The following is an 18,958-nucleotide window of genomic DNA, read 5'->3' on the forward strand; positions in this document are numbered from 1 at the left end:
ATCACCACCTCGTTCATCAGATGCGTCGAGATGACAACAGCACCGGAGGCCGTGCCGACCATCTGGTGGCCGGTGGTCTTCACCAGAACCGGCCGATGCCCGTCCGCCGCGAACGCGACCGCGGCCTGGACATCGGCCGTATTCTCGGCCACCACGATCACCGCGGGCACCAGCTCGTGGTTCAGGTTGAAAACGGCGCGTTCATCGTCGTATCCCACGTCACCCGGCAGCAGAACCGAACCCGCCACCACGACCGCCAGGGCCGCGACATCCTCAGGCAGCACCGGCGGCAAAGAAGAATCGTCGAAAGTCATAATATGCGCCCTATCAACAAGTGTGAATACAGTGCAACCGAGAAACCGAATGATTCCTCCGCATGGCCGTGCAAAGTGACCGGGCGAAGCCCGAAAAACGACAACGGAGACCCGAACTCACATCCCCAAGGGGGACTGCATGGCACCAACAAAACTAACAAGGTTGCACCGACCGTAGTGACGATGACCTGCGTGAGCATCGTCACTGGACCAAGTGGGCACTTTCCCCGCCCGTGAGCACTTGGACGCCGTAGCCGTGTCCGAGTGGCCTGGTACACCGGCTACCCCTGTCCGGATCTGAGGGATTCTCGTCCGGATCGAAAGTGGCGCCCCGCGCCCAGGTGGGCTAACGGGGCCGTGGTGAACAATTTTTTGTTTGCCCACCGTTTACCAGGACCTTCAAAAAACCGACATACCCTACCTTTTTGTTTGATCTGGATATTAATTGTCAAGGTTATGGACCTTGTCGACAAGGTCACACCGCTCGGGATCGGTCCGCTGACGCTCAGGACATCGAGCGCCCGACGGCGCGGTGTAACAGCTGACGCCCGACGTCACTGTTCGGATCAGCGCTCAGGGCCGAACACGGGTGCGTCAGAGCCGTCTCGTGGTGAACAGGGTGATCCCGTAGACCGCGTCCACTTCCCTCCACTCGGTCTCAGTGAACCCAACTTTGGCCGGCACACGGCGAGAAGCGGTGTTCCGCACCCAGACCGTGGCCCACAAACGTTCGCACCCGGACGATCTCGCCCGGTCCAGAAGCGCCAACGAGGCTTCGGTCGCATATCCCTGACACCGGAGCAGCTCGAACGCCAGCTCCGGTTCCCCTTCCGCTGTCGATCAGCCCGCAGTAGCCGATGACGTCACGTGCGGCCTTCCGCTCGAGCGCTGGATCGCTAGTGTGGCGTAGGTCGCGTCATGTCGGTGAACCTCCGGGAAGAGCAATTCGTATCACTAGTGGTCACGTCTTCAAGGTCACGTGAGGACCGGCATGTCACGCACTGCTCGTACTTGCCACTACTATCCGGGAGAGAGGGACGTCGGTGCGTTTCCCGTCGGACTTTGATGACACCTTCGGCCACCGTTGCACCAATCATTGAGAAACAGACAAATCTTCCTTGTCGGAAATCCGGCACGAGTAGAATCAGGTCCCGGAGCTTTCCGGATCCCGCACGAAGGGGACGAATGACAAAGCCAATCAAGAACACAGCCGTCGATCAAGCTCGGATGGATGAGTTGCTTGGCCAGGTAACCAGGGACGCGGCAGGGGCGGTGACGTTGCCCTTGGCGTTGGTGGGCGACCGGCTTGGATTGTTCTCCGCGCTAGCCTCCGGGGAGCCGGTCACCGCCGGGGAACTTGCCGAGCGGACCGGGATGGTGGAGCGATACCTTCGCGAGTGGCTGCTGGCGATGGCCGCCGCGGGCTATGTCACCTATACGGATGGTGGTTCCGGCCCGGAAGCCAAGCGGACCGCCCGCTATCGGCTCTCTCCCGAGCAGGCTGATGCGTTTACCAACCCCGATAGCCCCGGATATGTCGCGGGCATGTTCCAGAGCATGACCGCAGGCGCCCGCGTCGTCGACCGGCTTACTGAGGTTTTCCGGACCGGCGAGGGAATCTCCTGGCATCAACAGCATGACGACATGTTTGAGGGCACGGAGCGATTCTTCCGCCCCGGCTACGTGGCCAACCTGGCCAGCTTGTGGATTCCGTCGTTGTCCGGGGTTGAGGAGCGGCTCGTGCGGGGTGCCCGGGTGGCTGATGTCGGCTGCGGGTTTGGCGCGTCGACGATCATCATGGCGGAGGCGTATCCGAACTCGACGTTCGTCGGGGTCGATTTCCATGCGCCGTCGATCGCGAAGGCCGGTGAACGGGCGGCCGCGGCCGGGGTGGCCGACCGAATAACGTTCCGGAACGTGGGGTCGGCCGACCTGGAGGGCAGTTACGACTTCATCGCCTTTTTCGACTGTCTGCACGACATGCCGGACCCGGTTTCGGCGTTGCGGGCGGCACTCGCCGCGTTGGCGCCTGAGGGCCGGGTCATGTTGGTCGAGCCGATGAGCTGGGACACGGTCGAGGAAACCATCAGCAGCCCGACGGGGCGAGTGATGGCCGGTGCCTCGCTGCTGGTCTGTTTGCCCAGCGGGCTGGCCGGTTCACCGGCGTACGGGCTGGGTAATCAGGCGGGGCCCACGCGCATCTTGAGGCTGGCCACGGAGGCCGGGTTCAGCGACGCTCGGATCGCGGCGTCCAACGAACATAACGCGGTTTACGAGCTGACTCCGTGAGTCCGGAGCGCGGCGGAGTTCACGAGCCGGCTCCGCCGCCCCGGGCCGCTCGTCCGGCAGCCGGCCATCGACGGCCGCGCTAGCTAGCCGTGCAGGCCGGCCACCTGACCGCCAGCGTCCACATGCCCCGCTCCCGGGGGTTGCCATAACCGGATCATCGCCGCGGCAACCGTGCTCCAACAACCGTCACGCGGCTCGCCTTCAACCGAACACCGCGATCACCGCGCGGGACGGCTGAAGCTAGCCGTCCCAGCCGTCCCGCGGTGATCGTTCCCCCAGCTCAGGGGATCGCATTTCGGATAAAGCGGATCTTCGTGATCCAGAAGTCGAACTCTTCCCGGCCACCTGGCCCGAAGCAGTTTTGGCGGGCCGGGGGTTTGGTCGGTAGGGCAACGCTGCTTCCCTGCTTTCTCAGGAGGCGACAAACGAGCCGGATCTTCCCCGTCGCCGTGCCAAGATCAACACAGACTCGCCCGATGACACTTCGAGCGCGTGCGAAAATAGGAGAACAGACGTGAAACTCAGCAGCAAGGCCCTCGCTACGGGACTGGTCGCCGGTGCGCTGGTCCTCGGTGGGAACGCGATCGCCTCGGCCTCGACGGTGATCGCGAGCTACGACAACCCGAACGCGTGCCAAGCCGCGCTGGCGATTTACGAGACCGTGCACCCGGGCGCTTCGCTCTCTTGCGAGCAGGTCACGATCAGTGGTGGCGCCCTCCGCTGGTGGCTCGTGCAGAACTAGTCGTGTCATTCTCGAGATAAGTGCGCCGCGGGCAAACCGCGGCGCACTTATCGCCAACAACATGTGAGCCCTGAACCGCGTCAAGGGAGTTGAACCTGACGAGCGGCGGGGCTCCCGTCTCCCGAAGCTGAGCAGGGCTTGCTTGCGGGAGCACCGTCGACGTCGGGGCGGCTCGGCGGCCACAACGTAGGTCGGCCAGCTTGGCGCCCGACGAGGCCCAGCAGCGCGCCGACGCACGCAACGAGGCTGCCCGTGAACGCGCCGGAGCACATTGGGTCGCCGTGAAGGCATCTCGACCGACCGCCACTCCTCACTGTTGAATCACCGCCAAGGGCCGGTGGGCCACACATCACGGTGTGTCCCACCGGCCCTTTTTCATTTTCAGGGTTCGAAAACCTGCAGGTGCGCCGTTGCCGACGGCCCACCGCACGGTGAGCATCGTCGCCTCGCCCAGAGCCTGCCAGCGTGCGCGATACCCGGGCCGAACAGGACGTAGTCGCCGAGCTGCCGCAGCTCGACGACCTCCTCTTCGACGTCGAGACGAAAGGGACCGCCGGCCACCAGCACAGTGAGCGCGCGGGCATCGGCCGGCGGGCTCCACGCGGCGCGCGCCTCGCCGGCAGGGTGGTGTACCCATTTCACCTCGACCTCGTCGGCGTGCCGGCCGCTCTCCGCTGGTGCGAAGTGCCCGACCAACCAGCCGCGGACGCCGGCGTCGGCCGAGGCGTGCCCGAGACGATCGACGGCCCGTGCAGGCCGTCGGCGGCGGGGTTCGGCGCGGCGTAGGGCGGCGCGGCGCGCAGATCGGCGAGCGCCCGCGGGCCGAGGCCGACGAGGTCGAGCAGGGCCTCGTCCGGGCAGGCGGTGACTTCTTCGGCGTGCGCGAACCCGAGGCGCAGCAGCTTCTCGCACCACAAGTTCGGACCCGTCCCGTCCGCGGCCAGGCGCTCGCGCACCTCTTCCAGCAGCGTGCGAGTGGGCTCGGCGGGCCGCAGTTCCCAGCCCGCCACGGCCCCGCTGCGGTAGAGGTTGCGCAGCTGCTTGGCGAGGTCGGTGTCGCCGACGACGTGCAGGATCCGGCCCGGCGGCACCCGGCACACGCGTGCCAGGTTCAGCTCGCCATCGACGAGCGAGGCGATCTCCCACGCGGAGGTGGCCCGGCGGAGGGCAAACGCATCGGCGATCCGGCGCGCCTCCTGCTCGGGCGAGGTCGAGGAGAACTTCGCCTCGAGACTCATGCGGACGTTCACAGGACGGCTCTTGTCACTGGCGCGGGCGGGGTCAGTCCAGCAGCCGGGGTTCCAGGCCCGCGAGCAGATCGCGGCCGGCGGCGGTCAAGTGCACGAACGCGTTGTCGGCCAGCAGCGGGTCGGCGGCGATCGGCGGCCGCTGGGTGGGCACGGCGAGGTAGCCCTGCGCGACGGCGGCGGACAGGCCGGGAGTCTCGGCAGCTACCTGCGCCAGCCGCGGCACCGCCACGCTGGTGACCATCCCGCGGTCTCCCGGCCGGCGCCGCGGGCATGGCGGTGCGCGCGGACCCGGCACGCGGTAGAGCAGTAGGTACGACACCGGCCGGCGGTCACCGCGAACCGCGCTGGTTCTATGCCGACAAACATCCGGACCTGCACACTCAGGAGCTCATTGCCCCTTTCGCGCATATCCCGGTGGCCCCACCACCCCGGTCCAGCGTCAACGCGCTAAGTGTTGTTTTCCGGCGCGCGCTACTGGAAGGCCGTGTCCGACGACCGGTCAGAACCGGCCGTTGAAGCTGGCGGTCATGCCACCGTCGACGGTAATCGTCTGCCCGTTCAGGTAGCTAGCGAGGCTCGACAGCAGAAACAGGACCGGGCCGGCTATTTCGGATGCCGTGCCCGCGTGGCCGCGTGGGATGGTTGCGTTCACTGCGGTCCACTGGTCTTGGGTGAAGAGTTCGTCGAGGCGGGGGGTGTGGGTGAAGCCTGGAGCCACGGCGTTAACGCGGACGCCGCGTGGCGCGAGCTCGCGTCCGGCCGACTCAACCAGGCGGTGGAGCGCTGCCTTGGCTGCCCCGTAGAGGGCCTGGTTCGGCAGGTATTCCTGTCCGGACACCGAGCCGATGAAGACCATGGACCCGCCGCCCGCTTCGGCGAGGGCGTGGCCTCCGACTTGCAGGGCCAGGAAGACGTGTCGGAGAACGACGTCGAACTGTTCGTCGTAGCAGTCGTCGTCGTAGGTCAGCACGGAGCCTGGGAGTGCCCTGCCGACGATGTCGACGAGTCCGCTGACCGGGCCGATCCGGGCGGCCTCAGCGAAGATGCGTGCGATGTCGTCGCGACGAGTGACGTCGCCGGTGACGGCGTGGCCGCCGATTTCCTTCGCCACGGTCTCGACGGGTTCGGCGCGCCGGCCGACGCAGACCACTGTGGCTCCCGCCTGGGCCAGCGCGTGGCTGGTCTGGCGGCCGATTCCGGCGCCCGCGCCCAGTACGACGACAACACGTCCGTCGAGTCGAAGCTGATCGAGGTAGTCCGGCACCGCCTCGGCGCGGCTCACTGTTCAATTCCGCGCTGCGGTCGGCTGAGCGTCGAGGTCATGGCGTCTCCTTGGAGCGCGAGTCCGTACTGAAGTGGTTCTCAGGTTGCTCGCGTGCGGCACGTGTGCGCTATTCGTAGTGACGCACAACATGTCCGGGTGCGCAGCCTTGATGGCACCTCGGGCAAATGGATCCGTTGTCACACACAACGTCCAGACAGAGCCGGGTAGGGTCGAGACCAGAGGAAGATCAATTGGCAGCAGCGCTGTGGCTGTATTCGCGGGTCAGATGACGTGCGCGCCGTGCCCATCGGATGTCGGCGGCAGTACCCACTTTGTTCCGCGTTGAGTACTGAGCGGGGAGTGAAGCTTTGCACGTTCTGGTCGTGACGGTCAGCGCGATGGGCCACATCGAGCCACTTCGGGGCGTTCTTCACGAGTTGGTCTTGCGGGGTCATCGGGTGAGCTGCCCGGTCACTGCGGAGTTCGCCGAGCTGATCGCCTCGACGGGTGCGACGCCAGTGATCCGTGACCAGCCAAAGACCGTGATGCCGGCTGCGGATGGCGAACCGGTCGATCTTGCGACGTTCGTCTTCGGCATGAATTTGGCTTACGCCCAGCGCACGTTGCCGCAACTGGAAGACGCGTTCACCGATGATCGTCCTGATGTCGTCGTGTACGAGGCGACTGCGTACGCGGGGTATGCCCTGGCATTGCGCTGGGGTTTGCCTGCGGTGAAGTTGGCGGCGGCCCGGGTGAGCACGGTTGATGATCATCGGCCGACGGAGTGGCTGCCGGTGATGGCGGAGACTCCGGATGCGGCGGAGATCCGCGCGAGATTCGCCGGCTGGCTGGGAAGACAGGGAATCTCGTTGTCGGTTGTGGAGTTTCTGCGCCGGCCGTCGCGGTGTCTGGTGCTCATACCGCGGCTACTGCAACCGCAACCCGAGCGTTTCGATCCGTCGGTGTACACGTTCGTCGGTCCGGGCCTCGACAGGCGGCCCGAGCAGCAACCGTGGCCTGCACCCGAGCGGCCGTTGGTGCTGGTGTCGTTGGGTACGGCATTCACTGATTCCATCGGCTTCTTCCGCGATTGCATCGCCGCCTTGAGCGGACAGGGGTGGCACCTGGTCCTCTCGGTGGGCACCCGCCACATCGACCCGGAGGACCTGGGACCGCTGCCATCCGATGTCGAGGTGCACCGGCGGGTACCCCAGCGGTCGGTGCTGCGCCACGCCTCTGTGTTCGTGACTCATGCCGGACCTGGTGGCGCGTCGGAGGCGTTGGCGTTCGGGGTGCCGATGGTCGCGGTGCCGCAGGCCATCGACCAGTTCGACAACGCGATCATGCTCGCCGAAGCGGGTGTCGCAACCGTGTTCGAGCCCGGTCAGATAACACCCGTCGCGCTGCGGAATGCCGTACGCGAATCCATGACCTCTGAGACAGTGGCACAGGCATGCCGCGCCGCGGCCGACGCAGTACCGGCGGACGGCGCCACCACGGCGGTCGACGCCATCGAGGCAGTCGTCGCCGAATCGGTGCGGCGGGCGTCCTGAGTCACGCACCAGGTGGTTGTTGACAGTGGATGAGATTCTGCCGGTGTCACCCGCGCAGCGGGAGATGTGGATGATGGCCTGCCTGGCCCCCGCGTCATCAGCGTGCCGGCTCGGCGAGTACATCGAGATTCACGGACAGATCGACCCGGCTCTGTTCGAGCGTGCCCTCCGCCAGGTGGTGGATGAATCGCCGGCACTGCGCGCGCGATTCATCGAGCAGCACGGCGAGATCGTGCAGGTCATCAGTTCCACGGTGGACTGGACGTTCCCGGTTGTGGATGTCAGCACCGAGGACAACCCGCTCGCCGCAGCCGAACGATGGATACGCGCCGACCTGCGAGACCCGATGTGTCCCGATTCTGGTCCGATGTTCACCTTTTCTCTGCTTATGCTGGATGTGGAGCGGTTTGCCTGGTATTTCGGGTTTCACCACATCATCACCGATGGGGCCTCGATGCGCCTTGTCGTGGCGCGGGTAGCCGCGATCTACGACGCTCTGATCGCGGATGTCCAGGTAGGGCCCACACCGTTCGCCCCGTTGCGGGACATCGTCCAGGCCGAGCAGTCCTATCAATCCTCCGAACAATTCAGCGCCGATAAGGAGTACTGGACCGGCCAGCTGGAGGCGCCTCCCGAACCCAGCCGGCTCAGCGGCCGTCGGCCAACGCGTCCCGCAGACGAGATCGTCTGGTCAGCCAAGCACATGCCCGCCGGTGACCTCGACGCGATACGCGACCTGGCGGGACAGGTGGGCTCGCGGTCGCGGTCCCTAGTCCCCGTTGCCGCAGCTGCAGCGTTCCTGCACCGCATGACGGGTCAGACCGACATCGTCCTGGGCTACCCGGTCGCCGCTCGCCCGACCGAGCTACAGGCGTCCGGCTGCGGGCTCATGTCCAACGTCGTGCCGCTCCGGCTGCGGGTCCACTCAGACACGACGGTCGGCGAACTGTTGGAGAGCACCCGCTCGCAGATTCGTGGAGCCCTGGCCCACCAGCGCTACCGTGGTACACAGCTGTGTCAGGATCTCGGGATCCGCAGTGGCCTTGCCGGGCTGCTGAGCATGACCGTGAATCTGCAGAGCTTCGACCACGCCTTCACGATCGGCGGTCACCGGGTCACCTGGCGCACGATGACCACCAACCCGGTCCACGACCTGACGCTGTTCCTCGACGACGGACCTGGATCACGCGGTCTGCGCTCCTATCTGCAGGGCAATGACGAGCTGTACGACGCCGAAGACGTCGCCACGCATCACACCCGCTTCCTGCGGCTCCTCGGCGAGCTCGCCGCCTCCACCGTGGACCGGCCCATTGGCTCCTTCGATCTTGTGGATTCACGCGAGCGACAACGGTTACTGACGAACTGGGGCCGCGGTGCCGACACCCTGACGGGACCGCGCACGATCACCGGCCTCTTCGCCACACAGGTCTCCGCTGCCCCGGACGCCATCGCGGTCGTCACCGCCGACCGATCATGGACCTACCGGGAGGTCGACGAGGCAAGCGACCGGTTCGCGGCACACCTCGCCGCGCGGCACCGCGATGCGCCACGTCGGATCGCACTGGCGCTGCCGCGCGGAATTGATCTGGTCCTCGCGATCTTGGCGGTGCTGAAGAGCAGCGCGGCCTACCTGTTGCTCGATACCACTCAGCCCGCGGAGCGTATTCGGTTCCTGCTGCAGGACGCCCGGCCCGAGCTGCTGCTCACGACTGCCGAGTTCGATCCCACCAGCCACGGCGAACTCGAGATCCCGTCCACGACCGCGGTGCTGCGCGTGGAGGACCTGTCCGCGAAAACGGCCCCGCAGCAGATCGAGCCAGATCGTGACCCCGACGACGCCGCCTGTGTGATTTACACATCCGGATCGACCGGTCGTCCCAAGGGCATCGTCCTGACCCACCGCAACCTGGCCGAGATGGTCCTCGACCCGCGTCTGATCCACGGCGCCCATGATCGTGTCCTCGTGCACTCGCCGATGACCTTCGACGCGTTCAGCCATGAGCTGTGGACGCCGTTGCTCAGCGGCCGCACGGCCGTGCTTGCTCCTGCCGGGCGACTCGACATTACCGACATCGCCGCACTGATCAACCGGCACGGAATCACCAGCCTGTTCGTCACGGCTGCGCTGTTCGCCGTGATCGCCGACGAAATTCCGCAGAGTCTCGCGCCCCTTGAAGAAGTCTGGACCGGCGGGGAGGCCGTGTCCGTCGATGCGGTCAGGCGGGTCCGTGAGGTTTGTCCGGACCTCGACATCATCAACGCATACGGCCCGGCTGAGAACACCACGTTCGCCACCGTCCATGCCGTCACCCAAGTCTCGCCGAACCAAACCACCGTCCCCATCGGACGACCTGTCGCCGGGACGCAGATATACGTTCTCGACGAACGGCTTCGCCCGGTGCCGGTAGGAGTTGCGGGCGAGCTCTGCGTCGCCGGCAGCGGATTGGCCCGTGGTTACCTCGACCAGCCGGACCTGACCGCACAGCGGTTCGTGCCCGACCCCTACGGAGCCGGCGGCGAGCGGATGTACCGCACGGGCGACCGGGCTCGCTGGAACCGCCAGGGCGAGCTGGAGTTCCTCGGACGCATGGATGACCAGGTCAAGATCCGCGGGTTCCGAGTCGAGCCTGGCGAGATCCAGACGGTGCTCGTCCAGCACTCCGACGTCACGGCTGCCGCTGTGGTCGCACGTCCCGATCCCACAGGCACCAACCATCTCGTGGCCTACGTCAGCCCCGGCCCGGACAACCCGGAACTACTGCGCGCCTTCCTGGCTACGCGGCTTCCCGAACACATGATCCCCACCGCCATCATCTGCCTCGACACGCTCCCCCTGACCTCGAACGGAAAGGTCGACCACGACGCGCTTCCCGCGCCGAGGTTCGAGTCCGCAGTCAGGTCCCGGCAGCCAGGTACACCGATGGAGAAGTCGATCGCGGCACTGTTCACCGAAGTCCTCGCCGTCGACGAGGTCGGTGCTGATGACGACTTCTTCCAGCGCGGTGGCCACTCGCTGCTCGCCACCCGTCTCGCCGCCCGCGCCCGTGCCGTCCTCGGCGTCACCCTTGACGTCCGGCAGGTGTTCGCAAACCCCACCGTCGCGGGGCTGGCCGCTCACCTGGCTGCCGAGGTCCCACGGCCTGTCACACCACGTGGCCGCGACGACGCCGAGCGCCTGGTCCTGCGCGTCGCCTCCGAGGTATGGGGAACCGACACGGGTCTCGACACCGACCTCGCCGCCGCGCCGCCCGCACACATCGCGCGGATCCTCGAGGTCATCACCCCCGAAGTCAGCCGGCCGATCACGGCGCTTGACCTGCGCGCCCACCCCACCATCGAGCAGTTCGCCGAAATCGTCCGGGACCGCCAGCGCAATCCGTCCGGCGGGCTCGTGCGCCGCCTGAAAGCGAGCGGGTCCGCGCGTCCGCTGTACCTGATGCACCCCGCCGGAGGTAACTCGGCGGTCTATGCGCCGATCGCCCGGAAACTCGAGCCCCAACGCCCCTGCTACGGCATGGAACGCGTCGAAGACGCATTCGACATCCCCACCCGGGCACGTCGATACGCCCAGCTCCTGTCCGCACCGGCGGTTCTCGGTGGCTGGTCAGCCGGAGGGCTGGCCGCGTTCGAAACGGCCCACCGACTGACCTCAGACGGCGCCGCGCCCGTCCCGGTCGTCCTGCTCGACACAACACTTCCCCCCTGGCGTCGGGCCGAAAAAACCCGTCGGGAGGTCGCCGCGAACGCACTGGGCACCGTCGCCGACTACGTCGGCAGCCTCCACGGCCGCTCGGTCGACCTCGACCTGGACCTTCTCGCCGCCAGCGACGGCCCCCACCAGATCGCCCTCTTCACGGAGGCGGTCAAGAGGTCCGGGATCAGTGACAGCGTCAGCCCAGGACTCCTGCACAGCCATCTCACCCTCGCCGAAGACACCGCGGCGCTGATCCACTACCAGCCACCCCAGCAGCCCTATCTCGGGCCGGTCGTGCTGTTCCGGGGCACCGACCGGCGCCCATGGCTGACCCCTCAGCCCGACGACCAACCGGACGACCCTGCCCTCGGCTGGGGCGACCACTGCCCCGACCTCACGATCATCCCCATCCCCGGACGCCACCACGACGTCGTGGAGCCAGACGGCGCCGCGCTCATCGCCGACCATCTACGCCGCCTGCTCAACGCGTAGTCAGCGACCAAACCCGACGATGCTGGAAGGAGATTTGAGTGAAGATCGGCATCGGGCTTCCCAACCAGGTGCGAAACGTCCGCCCCGAGACGATTCCACGATGGGCAGCGAAGGCCGAGGAGGCCGGGTTCTCCACCCTCGGCACCATCGGCCGGTACGCCTATCCAGGCGTAAGCGACACCGTCACGCTCGCCGCCGCAGCAGGCGCAACCAGCACTATCGGGCTGCTCAGCCACGTGCTGCTCGCCCCCACCTGGCCGGCACCACTACTGGCAAAGGAATTGGCCGGCATCGACGGCGTCTCCGGACACAGGCTCACACTCGGCCTCGGCGTCGGGCGACGACCGGACGACTTCCCGGTCGAAGGACGCGGCGTGCAGGGCCGCGGCAAACGAATGGACCACGACCTCGAGATCTACCGCAGGATCTGGAAGGGAGAGCCCGTCGGCGACGGGACGAACCCCGCCGTTCCTGCCGACACGCGGGAAATACCGCTGCTCTTCGGCGGCTTCAGCCCCACAGCACTCGCACGCATGGCCCGGGAAGGTGCCGGCTACATCGCCGCCTCCGGCCCGGTGTCTCTTGTCGGCCCGTCCATCGAAGCCGCCAAGAGAGCATGGAAGCACGCAGGCCGCACCGGCAACCCGACAATCGTCGTGATCGGCTACTTCGCCCTCGGCAACGAGGACCAAGGGCGCGCGCAGGTCAAGGGCTACTACAGCTTCCAGGGTGAGGAAGCTGCCACCCGGATGGCAGCCGGCGTCAGCGGCTCGCAGGAAGCACTGAGGGAAACCATTCACAGCTATGCAGACGTCGGCATCGACGAGTTCATCCTCGTTGCCACGACCGACGACATCGACGAGATCTCTCGCGCGGCCGAGAGTGTGCTCTGAGGCCAGCAAACCCGTCGACCAGGTCGCAGCGGCATTCGACATCAACCGTGCCACCCTGTTCGGCTCGCCCATCATGGTGCAGATCTCCGCCTCGATTTGATCCCGAGGCGGCGCTGGCCGTCTCGTGTACCGCCCATCCAGCCACCAGAGCAGTAGTCTCAGCCGATCCATCTCATCCTGCGTCACTCGACTCCTCCCCATGACGGAGCACTGGGAAGACCCCATGGGATGGTCCGCGGCCGAACTTCGCGGGCGTATCCCCGATGCGGTTCCAGGTCGGGCGGCCTTCACCAAGAAGGATGTCTGGATCGAGGGTGTGTCGACGACCGAAATCGTCTTGTGGGCCAGCGACGTCGAACGTGCTCTGCGCGCCAACGCTGCGAAGTCCGGGGACGCGTTGCCCGACCCGAGCCGGCCTCTCCCGAAAGCGTGACCTCATCCGTCCCGCCTGCCTGGCTCCGCTGAGTACAGGACGGCGTAGCGGGCTCAGTCGGAGCCAGCGTGTTCGGCATGCCACATGGCGGTCGCCGGGCGGATGCCGGCATGGCTCAGCGTTCGACGCGCTCGGCGCTCCGTTCAGGAGGGGCCGCACTGCCTGACCAACGCGAGCCGCATCCAGACGGCCGCCCGGCTTCCGCTTCGCTAGGCCCCCGACCGGCTACTGCGCTCCCCTTCGCGCGGCGGCCGGTAGCCTTGCGGCACGAGCCACGCGCCCGCGTCGAGCATGTGCGGGCAGCGCAGCGGCTCCCCACGCGTGATTGCCCGGGAACTCCGCCCACTGGGGGTCCCCGTAGTACCCTCGGAAAATCGGGCGGATATGGCTGACCAGCAATGACCGAAACGACCGGCCAGCGAAGCCAGACCGTCCACGCCGATCGCGCACTCCCCGGCACGCCGAGGAGACAATTCCCCACGACAGCGAGGGACGCGGATAGCCTCTGATGATCAGCTGAGGAGGCGTCGATGACCGATTTCGTCCTGGTGCACGGTTCGTGGCACGGCGCGTGGTGCTGGGAGCGGCTGATCCCTGAGCTAGCCGCGCTCGGGCACCACGCAGTGGCCGCCGACCTCGGGCTCGCCCGCCCAGGGGCGACGTTCGACTCCCTCGTCGAGGCGGTGGAGCGGACCCTTGCCGCGCCCGGACAGACCGTGCTCGTGGCGCACTCCGGGGGCGCGGCGATCGCTCCGCTGGTCGCGAGCCGACGCCTGGTGCGGGAGCTGGTGCTGCTCGCGCCGATCGTCCCCGGCGAGCCAGCGGCGATCGCGCCCGGCTTCGCAGAGGCGCTGGCGCGGCAGGGGCGGACCGACGACGGCGTCGTGTGGGATCCCGACGACGCCTACGATCTCTTCTACCAGGACTGCGAGCGCGCCGACGCAAATTCGGCGATCGAGCGGCTCGTCCCCCACCGGATCGGAGCGCTGGTGCCGGGTGTGCACCACGCACACCCGGGAGTGCCCACGCGGCACATCGTCTGCACTGCCGACCGCGCCATCGACCCCCGCGAGAGCGCACGGCTGACCCACGAACGCTACGGTGCGTCGATCGTCGAGCTGGCCGCGTCACACTCGCCGTTCTGGTCGCGACCACGTGAGCTCGCGCGGCTACTCGCCGACACCCCTCAACCCGCCCGCTAGCTGTCGCGGGTCATGACGTTGGTGTCGGCTGAGAGGGCTTGAGACGAGGGACGGGTCTTTCGGCGGCAGGATGGAAGTGCGACCAACACATCCGCCGAGAGAAAGACCCGTCCGTGCATCACCGTAACGCCCCGCTGTCCGTGGAGGGCCGTCGCCGGCTCGTGCAGCGTTGCCAGACTCGTCCGATCGCGCATGTTGCCGCTGAGATGGGCATCTCCCGCCAATGCGCGTCCAAGTGAGTCAACCGCTGGCGCCGCCACGGCGAGACCGGCCTGCTCGACCGCCCGAGCGTGCCGCGCCACCAGCCCACCGCCACCCCCGCCGAGGTCGTGGCCCGGATCGAGCAGCTGCGCCGGGACCGCAAGTACTCCGCCCGCCGCATCACCACCGAACTGGCCGCCGAGGGCATCACGATCTCGGTCCGGACCGTCGGCCGGTATCTGCTGCAGCTCGGGCTGAACCGGCGCCGGTTCCTCGACCTCACCGGTGCCACCAACCGGGCTCCGCGGCGGATCATCGCCCGCTGGCCCGGGCACATGGTCCACCGGTCCCAGCCCGGTAGACCGCGGCAAACCCGGCTCGAAGATCCACGCCATGTCCGACCGCGCCGGACTGCCGCTCGCAGTCGCTGTCTCCGCAGCCAACACGAACGACTCCTACGCGCTCAAACCCCTGGTGATGGCGATTCCCGCAATCAAGTCCCGCCGCGGCCCTCGGCGCCGCAAGCCCGCCAAGCTGCACGCCGACAAGGCCTACGACCAACCCGACCTGCGGCGTTGGGTCCGCGACCGCGGCATCAAGGCCCGCATCGCCCGCAAAGGCATCGAATCCAGCCAGAAACTCGGCAAACACCGCTGGGTGATCGAACGAACCATGGCCTGGTTCACCGGCTACCGACGCCTGACGCTGCGCTACGAACGCAAAGCCGAGCACTTCCTCGCCTTCCTCATCCTCGGAGCCAGCCTCACCTGCTACAAGAAACTTGGGGTGTACCAAGGATCTTGGACAGGGCCTCCTGTCTGAGAGGATGGGTGTATGCCCGAGCAGCGTCGGAGATTCAGCGCTCAGTTCAAGGCCGAGGCTGTGCAGATGGTGATCGAGACCGGTAAACCTGTCGCTGAGGTCGCCCGGGATCTCGAGATCAACGCCGGCACACCGGCCAGCTGGGTCAATGCGTGGCGGCGCGAGAACCCTGGACCTGCGCGACCGGTGAGCCCGTCCGAGCATGCCCGGGTCGCGGAGATGGAAGACGAGATCCGCCGGCTGCGGATGGAAAACGAGTTCCTGAAAAAAGCCGCGGCCTTCTTCGCGCGGACCTCGCAGTAGCCGAGCGCTGCGCGGTCATCGATGCGGAGAAGGCCCACTATCCGATCACCTGGATGTGCCGGTTACTACGGGTGCCCGGTCGTCGTTTTACGCTTGGAGGCACCGGGTTTCCACCGAGACAGCCACCCAAGCCCGGCGCCGCCTACTCAGGGAGCATGTGTCCCGGGTGTTCACCGAGGGACGCGGTGCCTACGGCCGCCGACGGGTCACGGCCCAGCTCAACCGCGAAGGCCACCCGTGCAGCGTCGGGCTGGTGGCCGATCTCATGCGCGAACTCGGGCTGGCCGGCTGCCAGCCCCGGGCATACAAACGCACCACCCTGCCCGGGGAACAACCGTGCACAGTCCCGACCTGATCGGCCGTGAGTTCACCGCGGACATGCCTGGTCAACGGCTGGTCGGCGACATCACCTACGTGAGAACCAGTGAGGGCTGGCTGTATCTCGCGACCGTGATCGATCCGGCCACCCGGATGGTCGTCGGCTGGCAGCTGGCTGATCGCATGCGGACATCGTTGATCACCGACGCCCTGGGCATGGCGATCACCCACGGCCATGTCAGCCCGGGCGCAGTGTTCCACTCCGACCGCGGAACGCAGTACACCTCGGCCGAGTTTTTCCGATTCTGCAAGGACAATCAGGTTCGAACCAGTGTCGGGCGAACCGGGGTGCGTTGGGACAACGCGGCGGCCGAGTCGTTCTTCGCATCGCTGAAAACCGAGATGTATCACCGCGAAATGTTCCCGACCCGGGTCCGTGCGCGGTTCGCCGTCGCCGACTACATCGAAGTGTTTTACAACCGGAAACGACTCCACAGCGGCCTCGGCTACCGCACCCGGTCGAGGCCTACCGTGATCACCTCACCGCGAGCGCGGCCTGAGGCAACCCACCGAGGACCGTCCAAGAACCTTGACACACCCCAGTTCAACCGAGTTCATGGGGTGAGTTTTTCGCGATCTTGGAGATGTCGTCCATCATCCTGCCCCTTGATATACACCGGGCTTCTCGTTACCTATCCGTAAAAACCGTCCGGCACGTCGCCGATGCTGTCTTTACGTGAGTCATCGCCTCATCCTCGCCGCCGCAGCCCTGGGCCAACAGCCCTCGCTTGTCGGCGTTGCGCTTCGGCCAGAACACGTGGTCCATATGATTCGGTTGATGCGCGTTGCCGTAGGACTTCTGCTACTTGGAGACCAGCGTCTTCGTCGCCGAAATCACTGAAGTCCCAGATCGATCCGGGGCCGCCGAAGTCCCATCATCGCCGCGCCCACTGCCGCCGGCGCCGTCGCCACACCAATCCGGAGCATGGTCATGTCCGCGCGCCCGCCGACGCGGCACCCGCCTCGCCAAGGTCGGGGCCACACAGGGCTCCAGCACCCAGCAACGGACCGCGCCGCACCCCGATGCCGGCATAACCAAACCCCTCGCCGAGGTAGCGCCAGAAGCTGCAATTACCAGCGGGTCCAGCGACAGGAACAGAGCCGTGCGAGGCCGTAATAACGAGCTCGCAGATGCACCAGACCCGCCTCGGCCCCCGTCGGATAACCGCTGCTGTCCGGACGCATCCATCCCGTCGGCGCCAGTAGCCGGCCCGCCGCCGGGTCCACCAGCTCCGACCACGACGAGAACAACCGGACGTGGTTCCACTCCGCCACCGCAGCGCCGGCGCGCCCACCGCGTTCCAAGACCAGCGGCTCCAGGCCCCGCTCCAACAGCTGCGCCGCCGCCGCCAGACCCACCGGACCCGCACCGACGACCACAACCGGGTATTCGCCCATCCCCAACACCCTCCATCGGTCCTGCTCGATTAACGCGACCCAGAGAGTATCGACCGAAATCGATGGATGCAACCATCGATTCGGATCGATATACTGACGGGCATGCCGATCGCGCTGCCTCAGGCCCAGGTCCTGCCCACCACGGACGCCACCACCTACGCCGAGTGGTTCGCCTGTCTGGCCGAGCCCGTGCGCGTGCGACTGCTGCACGCCGTCGCCACCACCCCGCGTGGCCTCACGGTCGGCGCGCTCACCGAGATCCTCGGCACCAGCCAGTCCACGACGTCGCACCACGTGCGCAAGCTCGCCGACGTCGGATTCGTGAACCTGGAGAAGGTCGGCACCGCCACCGTCGTCACCGTCAACGAAGCCTGCTGCTCCGGGCTCCCGCACGCCGCCGACGCCGTCATGGGCCTGCTCGGCCCCCGCCCCTGCTGCCCCGACGACGTGCCCGCCGACGTCACCGTCCGCGCCCTCGAACCGGGCGACTGGGCCGCCGTCCGGCGCATCTACGGCGAAGGCTTGGCCACCGGCAACGCCACCTTCGAAACCACCGTCCCCACCCGCGCCAGCCTCGACGGGAAGTGGCTGCCCGAGCACCGCTGGATCGCCGAAGCCGACGACCAGGTCGTCGGCTGGGCCGCCGCCAGCCCCGCCTCCTCACGCGACTGCTACGCCGGCGTCGCCGAAACGTCGGTCTACGTCGCCGAATCCCACCGCGGCCGCGGCGTCGGCAAAGCCCTGCTGCGCAAGCAAGTCATGGCCGCCGACGACGCCGGCCTCTGGACCCTGCAAACCTCCATCTTCACCGACAACCGCGCCAGCCTCGCCCTCCACCACTCCGCCGGCTACCGCACCGTCGGCATCCGCGAACGCATCGCCCAACGCGACGGCACCTGGCACGACACCGTGTTCCTGGAGCGCCGCAGCCCGGTCAGCTGACTTCGACAACGTGGCAGCCTGCACTTCTCAGGCGGTCTGGCGCGAGAGAGTCAGCTCCCCCGGTGGCGTTGCGGGTGGAGTCGGTGAAACACCGCGGCCCGCGCTGGTGGAACGCCTGGGTTGCGGCCGACCCGCACCCGGAACGTCAGCGCGCCGTTAGGTGGCATCGAGTCCCGGCCGTGAACTGAGCGAGGGCTTCACATTCCGGTCGGACGCTCGTGATCGAGCGTCAGCTGCTGCTGGTGAAAGGCGAAGTGCCGAGCTGGATACCGGTAGAGATCGGCCAGGGTCATGTACGGCTGGAAGAACGGGTCCCAACCGGTCGGATAGCGCATCCCGCGGGCCAAATCCGCTTCGTCGGCACGATCGAGGCTGCGGTGCAGCGACGTGATGATGTGGTCGAGCCACGAGGCCGCGCGCCTGGGTCCGATCAAGCCTCCGCCGCACGACCCAACATAGTTGATCACGTGGAACAGCGGCGTGGTTGCGTTCAGCGCGGCCGCGAATCGGCGGCTGGCGGAGTCCGGCAGGTGGCCGAAGAGACGAACCAGGAGCAGCAAGGCGCGTACGATCTGGTAGCCGAATACGAGGTGGAATAGCAGTTGCTGGTTGGTCCACCGGGTCCCCTGCGATCGCCGGAGGAGAGCCTCTCTCGTCGAGGCGGCCACCAGCATGTGGAAAGTGGCGCGGTCGCAGTCCCATTGCCGATGCACTGCCTGCCGATCCATGACTCGGCCCTCCGGGCTAGCGACTGCATTCGTGCCGGTCAAAGCATGTCATCGTGCAGC

At 67.0% G+C, this 18,958-nt stretch carries 18 protein-coding genes and 3 pseudogenes; 13 read left to right on the forward strand and 8 right to left on the reverse strand.

The window, feature by feature from the left end; all coding sequences use genetic code 11:
- Together ACFY1H_RS41580 and ACFY1H_RS41585 are read right to left on the reverse strand one after the other, a co-directional pair.
- The coding region (locus ACFY1H_RS41580) for an FAD-binding protein (protein WP_386955718.1) at positions 1-314 on the reverse strand (314 nt) is incomplete at its 3' end.
- 594 nt (positions 315-908) lie between these two features.
- A complete protein-coding gene (locus ACFY1H_RS41585) occupies positions 909-1,082 on the reverse strand; it encodes a hypothetical protein (protein WP_386955719.1) in 174 nt (57 codons plus the stop codon).
- Positions 1,083-1,541: 459 nt separating this feature from the next.
- On the opposite strand from ACFY1H_RS41585, the gene ACFY1H_RS41590 reads away from it, so the two are divergent.
- Entirely contained in the window at positions 1,542-2,603 is a 1,062-nt protein-coding gene (locus ACFY1H_RS41590) for a methyltransferase domain-containing protein (RefSeq protein WP_366585297.1), read from the forward strand.
- A gap of 514 nt (positions 2,604-3,117) precedes the next feature.
- Complete coding sequence (locus ACFY1H_RS41595) at positions 3,118-3,345, forward strand: hypothetical protein (RefSeq protein WP_386955720.1); 228 nt, start codon at positions 3,118-3,120, stop codon at positions 3,343-3,345.
- A gap of 381 nt (positions 3,346-3,726) precedes the next feature.
- On the opposite strand, the gene ACFY1H_RS41600 is transcribed toward ACFY1H_RS41595, so the two are convergent.
- From ACFY1H_RS41600 to ACFY1H_RS41615, 4 genes are all read right to left on the reverse strand, one after another.
- Entirely contained in the window at positions 3,727-3,987 is a 261-nt protein-coding gene (locus ACFY1H_RS41600; RefSeq protein ID WP_386955721.1) for a hypothetical protein, read from the reverse strand.
- Positions 3,984-4,583: a hypothetical protein gene (locus tag ACFY1H_RS41605; protein WP_386955722.1), complete on the reverse strand. Its 600-nt coding sequence runs from the start codon at positions 4,581-4,583 to the stop codon at positions 3,984-3,986. Before ACFY1H_RS41605 ends, ACFY1H_RS41600 begins: the two co-directional genes overlap by 4 nt.
- Positions 4,584-4,626: 43 nt before the next feature.
- A complete protein-coding gene (locus ACFY1H_RS41610) occupies positions 4,627-4,836 on the reverse strand; it encodes a hypothetical protein (protein WP_386955723.1) in 210 nt (69 codons plus the stop codon).
- Between the two features lie 258 nt (positions 4,837-5,094).
- The gene (locus ACFY1H_RS41615; protein ID WP_386955724.1) at positions 5,095-5,877 is read right to left on the reverse strand and encodes an SDR family NAD(P)-dependent oxidoreductase; all 783 of its coding nucleotides are present in this window, start codon (positions 5,875-5,877) and stop codon (positions 5,095-5,097) included.
- Positions 5,878-6,227: 350 nt separating this feature from the next.
- Here ACFY1H_RS41615 and ACFY1H_RS41620 point away from each other — a divergent pair, with 350 nt between their 5' ends.
- From ACFY1H_RS41620 to ACFY1H_RS41665, 10 genes and pseudogenes are all read left to right on the forward strand, one after another.
- Positions 6,228-7,412, forward strand: a complete 1,185-nt coding sequence (locus tag ACFY1H_RS41620; protein WP_386955725.1) for a macrolide family glycosyltransferase — start codon at positions 6,228-6,230, stop codon at positions 7,410-7,412.
- Positions 7,413-7,437: 25 nt separating this feature from the next.
- Positions 7,438-11,598 carry an amino acid adenylation domain-containing protein gene (locus tag ACFY1H_RS41625; protein WP_386955726.1) on the forward strand — a complete coding sequence of 1,387 codons (4,161 nt, stop codon included), beginning with the start codon at positions 7,438-7,440 and terminating at the stop codon, positions 11,596-11,598.
- A gap of 38 nt (positions 11,599-11,636) precedes the next feature.
- The gene (locus ACFY1H_RS41630; RefSeq protein WP_386955727.1) at positions 11,637-12,491 is read left to right on the forward strand and encodes an LLM class flavin-dependent oxidoreductase; all 855 of its coding nucleotides are present in this window, start codon (positions 11,637-11,639) and stop codon (positions 12,489-12,491) included.
- Between the two features lie 199 nt (positions 12,492-12,690).
- On the forward strand, positions 12,691-12,924 hold the full coding sequence (locus ACFY1H_RS41635) for a hypothetical protein (protein ID WP_386955728.1): 234 nt from the start codon (positions 12,691-12,693) through the stop codon (positions 12,922-12,924).
- 530 nt (positions 12,925-13,454) lie between these two features.
- Positions 13,455-14,126, forward strand: coding sequence for an alpha/beta fold hydrolase (locus ACFY1H_RS41640; RefSeq protein WP_386955729.1), 672 nt, complete (start codon positions 13,455-13,457; stop codon positions 14,124-14,126).
- Between the two features lie 113 nt (positions 14,127-14,239).
- Positions 14,240-14,671 (forward strand): annotated as a pseudogene (locus ACFY1H_RS41645) (helix-turn-helix domain-containing protein); the annotation flags it as partial.
- Positions 14,664-15,149 (forward strand): annotated as a pseudogene (locus tag ACFY1H_RS41650) (IS5 family transposase); the annotation flags it as partial. The pseudogenes ACFY1H_RS41645 and ACFY1H_RS41650, both read left to right, overlap by 8 nt.
- A 12-nt stretch (positions 15,150-15,161) precedes the next feature.
- On the forward strand, positions 15,162-15,452 hold the full coding sequence (locus tag ACFY1H_RS41655; protein WP_386955730.1) for a transposase: 291 nt from the start codon (positions 15,162-15,164) through the stop codon (positions 15,450-15,452).
- Positions 15,453-15,618: 166 nt separating this feature from the next.
- A complete protein-coding gene (locus ACFY1H_RS41660; RefSeq protein ID WP_386955731.1) occupies positions 15,619-15,807 on the forward strand; it encodes an IS3 family transposase in 189 nt (62 codons plus the stop codon).
- A complete protein-coding gene (locus tag ACFY1H_RS41665; RefSeq protein WP_386955732.1) occupies positions 15,789-16,472 on the forward strand; it encodes an IS3 family transposase in 684 nt (227 codons plus the stop codon). The genes ACFY1H_RS41660 and ACFY1H_RS41665 overlap by 19 nt, the downstream gene beginning before the upstream one ends.
- A 504-nt stretch (positions 16,473-16,976) precedes the next feature.
- On the opposite strand, the pseudogene ACFY1H_RS41670 reads toward ACFY1H_RS41665, so the two are convergent.
- A pseudogene (locus ACFY1H_RS41670) lies at positions 16,977-17,228 on the reverse strand (FAD-dependent oxidoreductase); the annotation flags it as partial.
- Positions 17,229-17,330: 102 nt separating this feature from the next.
- Between ACFY1H_RS41670 and ACFY1H_RS41675 the strand changes: the two are divergent.
- Entirely contained in the window at positions 17,331-18,170 is an 840-nt protein-coding gene (locus ACFY1H_RS41675; protein ID WP_386955733.1) for a helix-turn-helix domain-containing GNAT family N-acetyltransferase, read from the forward strand.
- A gap of 197 nt (positions 18,171-18,367) precedes the next feature.
- On the opposite strand, the gene ACFY1H_RS41680 is transcribed toward ACFY1H_RS41675, so the two are convergent.
- Complete coding sequence (locus tag ACFY1H_RS41680) at positions 18,368-18,898, reverse strand: DinB family protein (RefSeq protein ID WP_386955734.1); 531 nt, start codon at positions 18,896-18,898, stop codon at positions 18,368-18,370.
- Positions 18,899-18,958 lie beyond the last annotated feature (60 nt).

It is taken from the genome of Amycolatopsis sp. NPDC001319, assembly GCF_042896185.1.
Lineage (GTDB): Bacteria > Actinomycetota > Actinomycetes > Mycobacteriales > Pseudonocardiaceae > Amycolatopsis.